Source organism: Pallidibacillus pasinlerensis, assembly GCF_009996845.1.
GTDB classification, from domain to species: Bacteria; Bacillota; Bacilli; order Bacillales; family Caldibacillaceae; genus Pallidibacillus; species Pallidibacillus pasinlerensis.
Genome location: NZ_JAACYS010000035.1, coordinates 1 through 14,877, shown reverse-complemented (window position 1 = coordinate 14,877; position 14,877 = coordinate 1). Strand labels below are relative to the sequence as shown.

Annotated in this window: 11 protein-coding genes and 2 pseudogenes; 3 read left to right on the top strand and 10 right to left on the bottom strand. The window is 36.0% G+C overall.

All coding sequences use genetic code 11. The features are described 5' to 3' along the window. Positions 1 to 743: 743 nt before the first annotated feature. Positions 744 to 1,004: a phospholipase gene (locus tag GW534_RS08780; protein WP_161920651.1), complete on the bottom strand. Its 261-nt coding sequence runs from the start codon at positions 1,002 to 1,004 to the stop codon at positions 744 to 746. 166 nt (positions 1,005 to 1,170) lie between these two features. Between GW534_RS08780 and GW534_RS08775 the strand changes: the two genes are divergently transcribed. Then, complete coding sequence (locus GW534_RS08775; protein WP_161920650.1) at positions 1,171 to 1,725, top strand: hypothetical protein; 555 nt, start codon at positions 1,171 to 1,173, stop codon at positions 1,723 to 1,725. 48 nt (positions 1,726 to 1,773) lie between these two features. Here the strand turns inward: GW534_RS08775 and GW534_RS08770 are convergent, their stop codons facing one another. From GW534_RS08770 to GW534_RS08750, 5 genes are all read right to left on the bottom strand, one after another. After that, on the bottom strand, positions 1,774 to 3,267 hold the full coding sequence (locus GW534_RS08770; protein WP_161920649.1) for a tetratricopeptide repeat protein: 1,494 nt from the start codon (positions 3,265 to 3,267) through the stop codon (positions 1,774 to 1,776). A gap of 39 nt (positions 3,268 to 3,306) precedes the next feature. Next, on the bottom strand, positions 3,307 to 3,996 hold the full coding sequence (gene narI / locus GW534_RS08765) for a respiratory nitrate reductase subunit gamma (protein ID WP_161920648.1): 690 nt from the start codon (positions 3,994 to 3,996) through the stop codon (positions 3,307 to 3,309). Between the two features lie 25 nt (positions 3,997 to 4,021). Then, complete coding sequence (gene narJ, locus GW534_RS08760) at positions 4,022 to 4,579, bottom strand: nitrate reductase molybdenum cofactor assembly chaperone (protein WP_161920647.1); 558 nt, start codon at positions 4,577 to 4,579, stop codon at positions 4,022 to 4,024. A gap of 223 nt (positions 4,580 to 4,802) precedes the next feature. Beyond that, positions 4,803 to 6,275, bottom strand: a complete 1,473-nt coding sequence (narH, locus tag GW534_RS08755; RefSeq protein WP_161920646.1) for a nitrate reductase subunit beta — start codon at positions 6,273 to 6,275, stop codon at positions 4,803 to 4,805. Continuing rightward, on the bottom strand, positions 6,265 to 9,948 hold the full coding sequence (locus tag GW534_RS08750) for a nitrate reductase subunit alpha (RefSeq protein ID WP_161920645.1): 3,684 nt from the start codon (positions 9,946 to 9,948) through the stop codon (positions 6,265 to 6,267). The genes narH and GW534_RS08750 overlap by 11 nt, the downstream gene beginning before the upstream one ends. Positions 9,949 to 10,229: 281 nt before the next feature. Between GW534_RS08750 and GW534_RS08745 the strand changes: the two genes are divergently transcribed. Together GW534_RS08745 and GW534_RS08740 are read left to right on the top strand one after the other, a co-directional pair. Then, a complete protein-coding gene (locus tag GW534_RS08745) occupies positions 10,230 to 11,411 on the top strand; it encodes a nitrate/nitrite transporter (protein WP_161920644.1) in 1,182 nt (393 codons plus the stop codon). 230 nt (positions 11,412 to 11,641) lie between these two features. Next, positions 11,642 to 12,109, top strand: coding sequence for a hypothetical protein (locus GW534_RS08740; protein WP_161920643.1), 468 nt, complete (start codon positions 11,642 to 11,644; stop codon positions 12,107 to 12,109). 53 nt (positions 12,110 to 12,162) lie between these two features. Here GW534_RS08740 and GW534_RS08735 read toward each other — a convergent pair. From GW534_RS08735 to GW534_RS08720, 4 genes and pseudogenes are all read right to left on the bottom strand, one after another. Further along, positions 12,163 to 12,599 (bottom strand): annotated as a pseudogene (locus GW534_RS08735) (NUDIX hydrolase). Between the two features lie 258 nt (positions 12,600 to 12,857). Continuing rightward, positions 12,858 to 13,509: pseudogene (locus GW534_RS08730) on the bottom strand (tripartite tricarboxylate transporter substrate-binding protein); the annotation flags it as partial. 258 nt (positions 13,510 to 13,767) lie between these two features. Further along, the gene (locus GW534_RS08725; protein WP_161920642.1) at positions 13,768 to 14,229 is read right to left on the bottom strand and encodes a Gfo/Idh/MocA family protein; all 462 of its coding nucleotides are present in this window, start codon (positions 14,227 to 14,229) and stop codon (positions 13,768 to 13,770) included. Positions 14,230 to 14,381: 152 nt separating this feature from the next. Then, a partial coding sequence (locus tag GW534_RS08720) for a hypothetical protein (protein WP_161920641.1) occupies positions 14,382 to 14,877 on the bottom strand: 496 nt, incomplete at its 5' end.

The following is a 14,877-nucleotide window of genomic DNA, read 5'->3' as shown; positions in this document are numbered from 1 at the left end:
TTTTATATTACTCTTTTTATATTAAAAAAGATGTTAACTACATCACAATCTCTATGACTATTTGTTGTGGAAAACTTTTAAAATAGGAAAAAGAACAATCAAATTACTTATTTGTTCATAATTTTTTAATGATGGAGGAGGAGATTTTCTAATATGTTTTGTGCAAACAATAGTGGTTCATATGCGATTTTTTCAAAATCTTGTGCAAAAGTGATAGTTTTGTTTACAGAGCTATCATATTAACATTTCTTCACACAAAACTATGATAGATCTGTTTACAGAGCCTTCGTATTAACACTTCTTTACACAAAACTATGAAAGATCTGTTTACAAAGCCTTCATATTAACACTTCTTTACGCAAAACTGCGGAAGATCTGTTTACAGAACCTTCATATTAACACTTCTTTACGCAAAACTGCGAAAGATCTGTTTACAGAGCCTTCGTATTAACACTTCTTTACACAAAACTATGAAAGATCTGTTTACAGAGCCTTCATATTAACACTTTTTTACGCAAAACTGCGAAAGATCTGTTTACAGAGCCTTCGTATTAACACTTCTTTACGCAAAACCGCGAAAGATCTGTTTACAGAGCCTTCATATTAACACTTCTTTACGCAAAACTGCGGAAGATCTGTTTACAGAGCCTTCATATTAACACTTCTTTACGCAAAACTGCGGAAGATCTGTTTACAGAGCCTTCATATTAACACTTTTTTACGCAAAACTGCGAAAGATCTGTTTACAGAACAATCATATAAACTTTTCTATACGGATTTTGTAAACGGCTAAGTCGTTCAATAAATAAGCTATCACAATAGCAATAATCCCGTGTCCTTTGGTAACAAATATCGTGTTCTTGACAAGCCGCATCTACCGCATTTACAGGTGCACCTGGTCCACTACAACCGGGACCGCACCAATTGTACCCAGGAAAAATACAAAAACGTGGTCCTCTCCCTCGTCTTCGATATGTCCGATATCCTCGTCCACGCCTATTCACGGGTTTATCCACTCCATCCTTTATGCCAATTTATTACAGATTATGTAACTTGCAAAAGTTTTGCATAGTTGAGTGTCCATGCAAAATTATTATTTATGAACATTTATGGGTTTTCTTCATAATGTGTAAATAGTTTAATTCGTTAATAGTAAAAGGAGAGAGCGGTTTGATTCCCGACTGGTTGTTTAATGCGATTCGCGCCAAACTCAGAAATCCGGATTATATAAAGCAAGAAGACATTACAATGTTAACGGTGAATATGAAACCGACAGAAGATGAGAAACAAGTTGCTGCCTTTATTAATATTAGTAGTGTTAACGCGTACTTTTATATTTTTGAAAAAATTGGAAATCAATATGTGACAGTATTTGAAGATCAGCTATTTGTAGAAGGGGTACAAGTTGTTGGCGTATCACCGAAAAATCAAATTCTTGTGGTAACGGGCGGAGGAGGTGGTACTGGTTTTTGGGAAACCTACTATTATGTAATTCGCTATACTCCAGATGGTTATAAAGTCGTTTGGCAAGGAATAGCCTCAAATAGAGCAAATCTAGAACTGTTAGGTTACCGCCTACAACAGTATGGAATGATTGGTTTTGATACAAATGGTAAAATTCTAACCTATGCACAAAAAACAGTAATTCCAACACAAAGAGGAATCTTTCAAATCTACTTATATAATGAACAAAAAGGAATCTACGAACTAAGTAGAACTCTTTGATTCAGGTCTCAATAAATCAAAGGGGGCATTTCTCCCCCTTATCTCACATCACACATTTTGCAATTTTACTAATTTATTTTCATAAATTCTCCGTTTACCAGGTTTATTCGTTCTTCGGTAAAAATCAATTAAAGTCGCTAATGCTTCTTCACGAAGTTCCACACTTTTTACTTTCGAAAGAATTTCATACCCTTTTTCATAGCATATTTCTGCTTGTTTTAAATCAGGCGCAACAATATTTTCATAACAAAAGCCCAACCGCATATACGTTAATCCTTTTTCTTCCCGACAACTTGTGGACATGAGTTGGTTATACGTTAAGCGTGCTTCATCATAATATTTTAATGCCGCTTCAAATTGATTTTGTTGTAAAAAGTTAAAAGCTAACGCTTGCAAGGTATCCGCATAACTTTTCGAAACTTTATGACCTGATTGCTCAAGCCCTTGTAAAAATTCCGTAAACATTTGACATGCTTTATCATATTGCTTTTCAAAAGAGTAAATTTTTCCTAAACCATATAAAAATTGCATTCGAATATTAGCAAAGTTTTTAGAAATTGGTAACCCTTTTTCTAAATAAACTTTAGCTTCGTCAAGTTCATTCATTTTAATAGAAATCATCCCTATTTTGGAGTAAATAAAAACGACCATCGCAACATTTGTTTGATTTTGTTCTTCAACAATTTGCAAAGCCTTTTTATAATAATTAATCGCACGGGGATAATTCGCCATATTTTCATCAATTTCACCAAGCATTAAATAAGCTTTTAAAATATGGGTGTGTTCTTGTTTATCCATATTTTGAAAGATCTTCAATGCTTTCATAACCTCACTACGGGCCTGTTTTAAATCTTTATAATAATAAATTTCACCAATTCGAAGTAACGTTAAGGCCTCACCAAGTTTGTCCCCAGCCTCTATTTTTGACTTTAATATCGTTTCATATGGAGCAATCGCCTCATCATATTTTTCAATTTCTATATAAGCATTAGCAACAGCAGAAATCGTTTCGACGATAATTGGATGAGCTTCTGGAAGCTTTTTACGAAAATAAACTAGTGCTTTTTGTAATTGCTCGATTCCGCCGGGATAATTTTCTTCTTCAAAAAATAACTCCCCTAAGCCTTTATACGTTAATCCATAAGCGATATCGTCTTCTGAACTATGACGATCAAGCCAATTTAATAGATTAGCAGAAAAAGTGCGTGCCTTTTTATATTGCTGATATTCCGTTTCAAGTGCAATATAGTCTAAATATGTTTGAATAATCATTTTGGCATGCGTATCATCAATCATAAATACAGAATGTAACGCCTCTCGATAGTTACCTGCTGCACGGTCGTAATTCCGAATGGAGCGATAAAAAGAGCCGAGAACGGAATGGGCTTGAAACTTAAGATTCACGTCTAAATCTTTTTCTGAAAGATGTTGTTCAATTTTATGAACGATTGACTTATGCAAGTTCACTTGATTTTTATCTCGTAATTGATCAATTAACGATTGTAAAGTTTCCTGCTTATCCTTCGTTTCAATCATATTCATTTTCACCTACCTCCTGCTGGAATTTGTCCTGCTGATTCTTTACGCATGTTCTTTAATCCGTCTTTTATATATTACATAGCTTCGGCCTAAGTAACGAATTGGGAAGCTAAAGGCATGGACTAATCTTGTAAAAGGCCAAACGACATACAAAACAAAGGTCGCTAGCATATGTAGTTTAAACCAAATTGGCACATTTACCATTAGTTCAGGTTGAACTTGGAAAGTAAAAATACTTCTAAACCATGGTGCAATTGTTGTTCGATAATCAAAACCATTGGAATCAATATTGAAAGAAGTTGCAATAAAACCTGTTCCTACCGCAAGTAAAATTGCAAACAGCGCAACCCAATCACTAGGTGATGTGGTCGCCTTAATACGTTTCACTGTTAATCTACGATAGCAAAGCATAATTAATCCGATGGTTGCAACAATTCCTGCAGGGTAACCAAGGGAGATTGCGATAATGTGATACGTATGTTCAGAAATTCCCAATGCATTATAAACTTCTACCGGAACAAGAATCCCAGCTACGTGTCCGGCTAATACAAATATAATTCCCCAATGGAAAAAGAGTGAACCAATTTTTAATTGCTTTTTCTCTAGAAATTCACTAGACTTCGTCGTCCAACCAAATTGATCTTTTTGGTAACGATAAATATGACCACCGATAAAAATCGTAAAGACGATATAAGGTAAAATCCCCCATAAAAACAACTCAAAACCATTCATTTTTTATGCACCTCCTATTTTATCTTCACGCATGGGCTTCCTGTACTGATTCGTTCATGTTTACACCGTTATGCTCCATTGCAAGCTTTAATGCATCAAGAAGGACAGCATAATAACTTTCCGTTTCTTTTAATCGTTTTTGAATTTCTTCAATTGCTGCAAAATGCATTTGTAAAAGTTCATTACTTACTTCTTTGGCAACATTCCCACTAAATTCAAGCATTAGCGGTAAATAGTCAGGAAGTTCCTCGTCGGTAATATCAAAGCCATGGGATTTGTAAAACATTTTTAGTTTTAATAACTCGAGTCCTCGTTCCCGCTGTTCACGAAGTTTCAAATACGTTACATAAAGGTTTGTTATTTTACCGAAATCAAAGTTTTCAATATAGTTTTCTACTAAATCGTCTTGGGAAATTATTTCAATCTCTTCAATAAATTCAAGTAGGAGCTTATGAACGTCTTTATTTTCGATTGTATTTATTTCATCTTTAATATCTGGCAATATGCTAAACCATTCATCATCTGGATACTGTAAAAGAATCGAAATGATTTGATAGATTTTTGGTTCAAAAATAGTCTTCATCCAATCACTTCCTTTTTTACTGATACTGTTCCTAAAATCAAACTTTAATCGTTTCGTTGGCGGACGCTTTCCGCGGGCGTGGCTTGAGCCTCCTCGACTCACAAGTTCGTCTGCGGGGTCTCAAGACTCACGCTTTTCCCGCTGGAGTCGCCGCCAACTCCACTTCAAAGACTCATTATTTAAACTAAATGAACAGCTCCATATTTTTCAAAATCATTCTTAATTAAGAAAGTACTCCACATCCACCAGGTCCGCCAGCAAAGTCTAAGCCACAAGCACCTTGATCGTAGTACATATCTTGAACTTCTTCTTTATGACTTTTCGGAATAACGAAACGATCTTCATATTTTGCAATCGCTAGTAAACGATACATATCTTTAATCCCTTGTTCCGTTAAGCCAAGTTCATCGATAATTTCTGTATCGAAAGATTTCCCAGTTGTTGCTACACGCATATAACTTCTCATGACCGCCATTTTTTTCAACACTGTTCGGATATGATTTGTATCTCCAGCAGTAAGAAGATTTGCTAAATACTCAATTGGAATACGCATTTCATCAATCGCTGGGAAAATATCATACCAATCCGCATTACTTCCTTTCCCCTCAATCGTATTCATAATTGGGGAAAGTGGTGGAATATACCAAACCATCGGCATTGTACGATACTCTGGGTGAAGTGGTAGCGCAATTTTCCAATCGATAATCATTTTGTAAATTGGTGATTTTTGTGCCGCTTCAATCCAATCCATTGGAATGCCTTCCGCTAATGCCGCTTCAACAACCTCTGGATCATTCGGATCTAAAAAGATACCAAGTAGTGCATGATATAAATCTTTTTCATCTTCTACAGATGCCGCTTCAATTACTTTATCTGCATCGTATAACATAATTCCGATATAACGTATACGACCGACACATGTTTCGGAACAAATCGTAGGTTGTCCATTTTCAATACGAGGGAAACACATCGTACATTTTTCAGCTTTATTCGTTTTCCAGTTAAAATACACTTTTTTATACGGACAACTTGTCACACAATGTCTCCATGCCCGACAGGCATTTTGATCAACTAGCACAATTCCATCTTCATCCCTTTTATACATGGCACCTGATGGACAAGAAGACACACATGGCGCATTGATACAATGTTCACAAATTCGTGGTAAATACATCATGAACACATCTTCAAATTCGGTCTTGATTGACTCTTCCATTTGCACAACGTTCGGATCACGTAAGCCTGTAATATGTCCGCCTGCTAAGTCATCTTCCCAGTTTGGTCCCCATTCAAGGTCCATAAAATCGCCTGTAATTTGGGATTTTGCCCGAGCAACTGGTTGATATTTTTTCTCTGGACTATCTGTTAACGTTTCATAGTCGTATGTCCATGGTTCATAATAGTCATCTAATTCCGGTTGGTTTGGGTTGTAAAATAGATTTAAAAGTCGGTTTACTTTTGAACCTGATTTCAACACAAGGTCTCCATCTTTTAATTCCCAACCGCCTTTATATTTTTCTTGGTCCTCCCATTGTTTTGGATAACCAATCCCCGGCTTTGTTTCTACGTTATTCCAATACATATATTCCGCACCTGGTCGGTTTGTCCACGTATTTTTACAAGTGACACTACAGGTGTGACAGCCGATACATTTATCAAGGTTCATTACCATTCCCACTTGTGCTTTAACCTTCAAGCCAGTCTACCTCCTTCAATTTACGAATCACTACATTTAAGTCCCGTTGGTTACCAGTTGGCCCGTAATAGTTAAATCCATAACTTAGTTGTGCATAACCACCAATCATATGGGTCGGTTTAATATGAATGCGGGTTGGACTGTTATGAGTGCCCCCACGGTTTTCTGTTAATTTCGTTCCCGGAACATGAATATGTCTGTCTTGCGCATGGTGCATAAAAGCAACACTTCTTGGAATCCGGTGAGTAACAACTGCACGGGCAACAACAACACCGTTTCTATTGAAACATTCAATCCAATCATTATCTTCTACACCAATTTCGGCCGCATCGTCTTTATTTAGCCAAATTGTAGGTCCACCTCTAAAGAGGGTTAACATAGGTTGTGAATCGAAATACATACTATGAATGGACCATTTATTATGTGGCGTTAAATAGTTTAAGATAATTTCTTTCCCCTCTTCTTTTGGTCGATTCGAACGGAATGGCTTATGATTTAAAATTGGTTTATAAATTGCTAGAGCTTCACCAAATTCTTTCATCATTTCGTGATCTACGAAGAAGGATTGTCTTCCAGTTATTGTCCGATACGGAACCATTTTCTCTTCGTTCGTAGTAAATGGTGAATAACGTCTTCCATCTTTTTCAGATCCACTGAAAACCGGTGATGTAATAACCGTTTGTGGTTGGGCAGTTATTTTTTCAAACGTAATAAGATCGCCAGCTCGGTCTTCAGCTAAGTCTTTTAATTCCAGACTTGTTTGTTTTTCGAGCGATTCCCAAGCCCGAACAGCGATTTTTCCATTCGTTGTTGACGATAATGTGAGAACTACTTCACAAGCGTTTCTCGCATCACTAATATCTGGACAACCGTCAGCAATCGTTCCGTTTTGAATCGTACCGAGCCTTGATTTCAAAGATTCATATTCATCATCAACCATCCAACTGACTCCATGTGCACCTAATGGTTGTTTCACCACATTCGGTCCAAGAGCAATCATTTTGTTGTAAATTTGTTTATAATCCCGTTCAACAACATGAATTTGTGGCATTGTTTTACCTGGAATAGGTTCACATTCTCCTTTTGACCAGTCTTTTACAAGACCTAGAGGTTGTGCTAGTTCCCCTTTCGTATCATGTTGTAAAGGTGTTGCAACAACTTCCTTCACCGGCTCTAAATCAAGTTCTGTTGCTAGATTAGATACACCTTTTGCAATTGCTTTAAAGATTTCCCAATCCGATTTTGCTTCCCAAGGTGAAGCAATTGCCGGATTAAATGGATGAACAAATGGATGCATATCAGTACTTGATAAATCATATTTTTCATACCAAGTTGCTGCCGGTAAAATAACATCGGAATAAAGGGCTGTTCCTGACATACGGAAATCAAGGTCGACTAATAAATCGATTTTTCCTTCTGGAGCATTTTCTCGCCATTCAATTTCCTCAGGACGAAGACTATCTTCATCGGAGTTTAACAAGCCATGTGTTGTTCCAAGTAAATATTTCAAGAAATACTCATGCCCTTTACCAGAACTTGAAATTAAATTCGCACGCCATACAAATAATGTTCGTGGGAAGTTAACCGGGTTATCCGGATCTTCAATAGCAAATTGTAATTCTTTTTCCTTCAATTGTTTTGCAATATAGTTCCCAATTTCTTCTGTCGTTTCATAACCTTTGGCAACGGCCTCTTTATATAACTCAATCCCGTTACGATTAAAGGTTGGATAGGATGGTAACCAGCCAAGTCTTGCAGCTAATACATTGTAATCCGCAGGATGATTGTATCTTGCTTTTCCTGCAACTGGACTTACTAAATCATTCATTTCTGTTTCTTCATAACGCCATTGGTCTGTTGCAAAATAGAAGAAAGAAGTACCATTTTGCAGTTTTGGCGGACCGCTCCAGTCTTTCGCTGTCGCAATCGTGTTCCAACCTTCGACTGGACGCAGTTTTTCTTGGCCAACATAGTGAGCCCATCCGCCACCATTTACACCTTGAGCACCGACTAACAGAACAAGGTTAATAATCGCACGGTAAATTGTGTCTGCATTATACCAGTGGTTTACACCGGCACCGATAATAATCATGGAACGACCTTTTGTATCAATCGCATTTTGAGCAAACTCCCGAGCAATTTTAATAACTTGATTACGATCAACGCCTGTAATTTCTTCTTGCCATGCTGGTGTAAAAGGTGTTTTATCATCATAGGATTTTGCCGCTTCCCCACCAAGTCCGCGATCAATACCGTAATTCGCTAGCATTAAATCATAAACCGTAGTGACATATTTTGTTTCACCATTTACTTCAACTTTTTTAGCAGGAATGTTTCGTTTCAGGACACGGCTACCACTTTCATCAAAATACGGCATATTAACCGTAATCACTTCATCCTCCATACCAAGAAAACTTAACACTGGTTCAATTGCTTCTTCCGTATTTTCATCAACTAAATGTAAATTCCATTTTCCTTTGTTATCCCAACGTGAACCCATTGTTCCTTGAGGAATTGAAAAGTCATTTGTATTTTTGTTAAACATTGCTGGCTTCCATTCGGCATTTTCAGTTTTCATACCTAGGTCGTTAGCATTCAGGAAACGGTCGGCAGTTAATGTGCCATTTTCTTCTTTAATAAGGACTGAAAACGGAAAATCAGTGTAAGTTTTGGCGTAACCTTCGAAGTATTCCGTCTTATTTTGATGATAAAACTCGTTTAAAATGACATGTCCCATTGCCATTGCCAAGGCACCATCTGAACCTTGTCGAACAGATAACCAATCATCGGCAAATCTTGTTGATTCTGCGTAGTCAGGACTTACAGAAATCACTTTTGTTCCTTTATAACGCGCTTCAATTAAAAAGTGAGCATCCGGTGTCCGCGTTAACGGAACGTTTGAACCCCAAGTCATAATATAGCTTGAGTTAAACCAGTCGGAACTTTCCGGTACGTCTGTTTGATCACCCCAAATTTGTGGTGATGCAGGTGGTAAGTCAGCATACCAATCATAGAAACTTAGCATCGGTCCACCCATTAAATGCATAAAACGGCTACCGGATGCATAACTAATCATTGACATGGCAGGTATTGGTGAAAAACCAACATTTCGATCTGGGCCATATTTTAATGTTGTATAAAGCATCGCTGCTGCAATTAATTGAGTAACTTCTTTCCAACTTGCCCGAACGAGTCCACCTTTTCCCCTTGCTTGTTTATACCGCTTTGCTTTTTCCGGATTTTCAACAATTGACTTCCAAGCATCTAATGGAGTGTCGTGATTTTCTAAAGCTTCTTTCCACATATCAAGTAATTTTTTTCGAACGTACGGATATTTCACACGTAATGGACTGTAAATATACCATGAGAAACTTGCTCCCCTTGCACAGCCCCGGGGTTCAAACTCTGGCATATCTGGTCCAGTTGTTGGATAGTCAAGTTGTTGACCTTCCCAAGTTACGATTCCTTCTTTTACATAAATATCCCAACTACACGAACCGGTACAGTTCACTCCGTGAGTAGAACGGACAACTTTATCATGTTGCCATCTTTTTCGATAAACATTTTCCCAATCTCGATTTCCTTGTTGTAATTGACTATGGTTGTTTGAGTACTTTTCTAATGGCTTTAAATATTTAAAGCGTTGTAATAGTGGAGATGATTTCTTTTTCATCTGTTTACCTCCCATTCAACTCTACTTTCACTTTCTAACCCCATTAAAACATCACAAAATATCTGCCGTTGTGAATTACATCACACATATGAAATCCGTTTCACAATAAAATGGCTTATGTTCAAAACTTTGTTAAAAAGTTCATGAATTGTTCTTAATTTATGTGATGTTTTTCACACGTACTGTTTTTTTATTTAGTTAATCTATGAATAACAACAAGTTTAAAATGATTAAAAAATGGAACAGTGAAAAAAGATTGAATTTCAAAAGGAGGAAGATTTATGCAGAAACCATCCGTACAATTGTCATTACAAACCTCTAGTTTAATTACCGGTTTTATGATTTGGGTTTTAATTTCTTCATTAATGGTTCATATTCGGGCAGATATTGCGTTAACAGAAGGTCAAGTTTCACTTATTACTGCTATTCCAGTTATTTTAGGATCGCTTTTACGGATTCCGATTGGGTTTTATGCTGACCGATTTGGCGCGAGAAATTTATTTATTTTAAGTTTCATTATTATTCTTTTCCCTGTGTTTTACATTAGTGTAGCTAATTCCTTTTTTGACTTACTTATCGGTGGATTAATTCTCGGGATTAGTGGGGCTGTTTTCTCAATCGGCGTTACCTCATTACCAAAATATTATCCGAAAGAAAAACATGGATTTATCAACGGAATTTATGGTGTAGGGAATATCGGTACTGCAATCACTACATTCGGAGCACCAATCATTGCCGAAGCAATTGGCTGGCGAGGTGCCGTCCGTCTTTATTTAGTATTAATTCTTGTTTTTATCGTATTAAACTTAATTTTAGGTGATCGTAAAGAGAAGAAAGTTAAAGTATCGATGGGCGAACAAATGAAAGGTGTTTATCGGAATTCTACCTTATGGTTCTTAAGTTTATTTTATTTCATGACCTTTGGCGCTTTCGTTGCCTTTACGATGTTTTTACCAAATTTCCTTGTGAACAATTTCAATTTAGATTCTGTAGATGCCGGAATACGTACAGCAGTCTTTATTGTAATCGCAACCGCAATGCGACCTGTTGGTGGTTGGTTGGCAGACAAATTTAATTCCTTTGTCATTTTAATCTTTACATTTGGAGCAGTTACGTTGTCTGCCGTTATCCTAGCCTTCTCACCAAACATTGCATGGTTTACAATTGGATCCCTTTGTGTTGGCGTTTTTGTCGGGATTGGTAATGGAACTGTGTTTAAACTTGTTCCACTTTATTTCTCAAAACAAGCAGGTGTTGTGAATGGTATCGTATCAGCGATGGGTGGATTAGGTGGATTTTTCCCACCACTTGTTCTTACATTCGTTCATAACATTACGGGACAGTATGCGATTGCCTTTATGGCCCTTTCAGAAGTTGCCCTTGCTTGTTTAATTATCGTACTTTGGATGTTTTTCCAAGAAAAAGGTACAGATGGAAAAAATGAAACAAGTCAATCTGCTTAATATGAAATTTAATATTAAAATGTAGTATGAAGCCACAGTCTGCGAACTGTGGCTTTTTTTGCTATATAATCGAGTGTCGAGTTCGCTCCCCCCTTTTTAGATAGGAAAATAAATTAGTAACATAACTGTCGATTTTATTTTTGTTTAATGGAGAAGATGACGTTATAATAAAATCATGTGAGCTATTTTACGTAAGACAAAAAGTATTGGAGGGGTTTACCATTAAACGTTTGACTACACCAATTTTACTTATAATTGTTATGGTATTCACAGCAGGTTGTAACGTCATGTTCGAAGAAAAAGAATATACAGAAGAAGAAAAACAAATGATGGCTGAAGCTAGAGAGGTAATTAAAGAATTTAATTACTCACTATACATGGCCGATTCAGAAGATGAATTAAAAGAAGCGATTAATAATACATGGTTTAATGCAGACGAAGTATACGAGTCTATTGTTGACACGTACAAAGAAGCAAAAGCTATGGATTATAAGGATATGGATATTGATATTTCTGAAGAATTGCTTGTTGCTAATGAAGATCATACTCTGTTTACATATACTGCACTTGTAGAAGTTTCTTTGACTGGTATAGATGATCAAGTATCAAAATATGATCACAAAAACGATTATCAATTTAAAAAAGCAGACGATGGCTCTTATAAACTAGAAAAGATCGGTGAAAAAGACGACGAATAACAAAAGAATGCCCTTTTATGGAGTGCTAGCTTATCCATAAGAGGGCATTTTGATTATATATTAAAATCTATATAAAACGGCTGTTTACTCTCATCTAAACAATATTCAATTCGTTGCTTAAAATTACCATAATTAACTTTTTTCAATGCTTCATCAATAGGAAAGAAACGAACTTCTAAACTCTCTGAAGATGTGGTCGGAACTCCGCCAATCGGTTTGGCTAAAAAAAAGTATTACAAATCGACCTTCCTACATTTTGAAAAATCCCGCAAAACTTGATGATTTCAACATCTATTCCTGTCTCTTCCTTTGTTTCTCTAATGGCAGCTTCTTTAATTGATTCCCCCTCTTCTACTTGACCACCTGGCATTTCCCATCCTCTTTTCGGTCCTTTTATTAATAAGATTTCATTTTTATCATTTAAAACAATTGTCGCTACTGAAACAATATGCTTTGGTGGCTGATAGACTTCATGTTTTACCTGTTCCAAAAAATCCCCTCCAAGTAAAATCAAGTTAACTTGCTTTATAATTCCATTTTACATTAAAACAGTACAATTGAGGGATACAATGTAATTAATTAAATCACCATCCGCTCCAGCATAGGAATATACAATTTCTACATTTGGTAAGGTATTTATTTTCATTTTTGAAAACTCTGATTCCGTAGTATGAAGTCTTGTAACATCTCTGTAGTATATAACTTCGTGATTCGCATCAATAAAACCTAAAAATCCAGCTTTTCCTTTATCTGCTACACCAGTAGAAAAGACGTCAACATTTCCATTCAATAATGCTGTCAGCTCTCCACCATCTTGTTCAGAAACATATTTTATTTTTGTAATATCAACACCATAGGCTTTAGCAAAGCGAACAAATTGTAAATGGTCCATACTACCTGGGGATGATGATCCAATTACCGTAATACTAGATGGATCCTTTTTCATATCTTCGAATAATTCAGATAGAGTATCCCATTTTGCATCAGCTCTAACATAAATGCACCGTAATCGGCGATTATATTTGCAATTTGAGTAAAATCTGTATGATCATATTCTGAGTTTCCGTTTAATGGAACATCTATAATTGGTGGGGAAGAAACAAATAAATGATGTGGGTCCCCCTTATAATTAGCAATATAAGCCCAACCTACTGCTCCACCGCCACCAGTTTTATTAACCACTCCAATATCAGCATCAATAATCCCTTCTTCTTCAAAGGCCTTGGCTACCATGCGAGCCGTCGTATCCCAGCCTCCACCGTTCCAGAAGGCGCTACAATTTCAATGGACCTTTCAGGCGCCCATTCGCCATCTGTAGATTCTTGACTACTACTAGTACACGCGACTAAAACAATTGAAATAACAAACAATACCCCTAGAAATAATAATTTTTTCTTCACATTTATCCCCCTTTTATATGATAGCGCTTTCTATAGTTTAAAATTATAGTGTCTTGTAATAATTCTGTAAAATAAAAAAATTAAATTGGTCTCAATCTATTTTTTTTATGAACTTTTTATGAACAATTGCTAGCTTAAAAGAGGAAATGCTATAGATATCTCGAAAGAAAGAAACTATTATCATTTAAAAAAACAAAAATAGGAACATTCATATGCACAATAAGCATTACGAACTGTCCCTCTTGAAAATACCTAATTCTAATTATTCAGTCGTATTTCTCCAAGTTTACCAGAAGAAACAATATCCTTAAGCTTAATAAATAATGGATTCAACCGTTGATTAAAAATCATCCCAAACACCTTTCCTGATTTATGAGCAAACTCATTCATCAAGGGCACTTCCTTTGTATAAACACCTGCAGGCTTTTCGAGTAATACATGTAGTCCTTCTTTAAACGCTTTAATCGTCGGCTCGGTATGATAAGGATGGGGTGTCGCAATAATGACAGCATCTATTAGTTTAAATGATAAAAATTCTTCTAAATCTGTAAATAACTTTACATGATCTCCTAGATTTTCTTTCACCCACTGTTCTTTTCTTGTCGTTCGATCTAAGACCGCTGTATGTTCAGCACCTTGTATTAAACCTTTTGCAATACTTGTTACGTGCCTTCTCCCGATTACACCAAGACCCATTACATCAATTCTTATTTTTGTCATGTCGTGCTGCCTCCTCTATTTCGATTGACAACTCTGTATACATTTACATCATTATAGTCATATTTCTTCCTATCTATAAACTATCTTTTATTAAATGAAAATACATTTTTAAAAAATAAAAGCCTCCGGGGATTCCGGAGACTTCTGTACAATCAATCTAAATATATTTTACCACTATATTTAATAGTTTGGATATTCGCTAACTCTACATTTTTTCTTTTGCTTCCTAAATATAATATGTCCGCTTCTTCAAATATAAAATTATTCATTTGAATTTCTTCCCCGTTTTTCAAAATGGCCCAAACCTTCTTCGCATCTTTTAAATCATCTTGTAAAAGATTGATAATTTCCTTTTGTTTATCGGAAGAATTATCTTGAAGTTTCAAGTTATCTAACGAGTGTGGAGAAATAGACTGAGAATTTCCTTTAGCCTTTCTCAAAGGGTCTAGTTCATTAGGAACTGATGATAATTTAGAGGCTTGATTGTTAATATTCAGAGGATGAGTTGTGGATTGTTGGAATTGTTCTTTTTCAACATACTTTGTTCTCAAACCGATAAACTCATTGCCATTTTCGATGTAAACTTTATCTTCTTCAGGAGAATAAATCGCAAATTCTTTCTTTCCATCATCGCACTTTTTATATAAA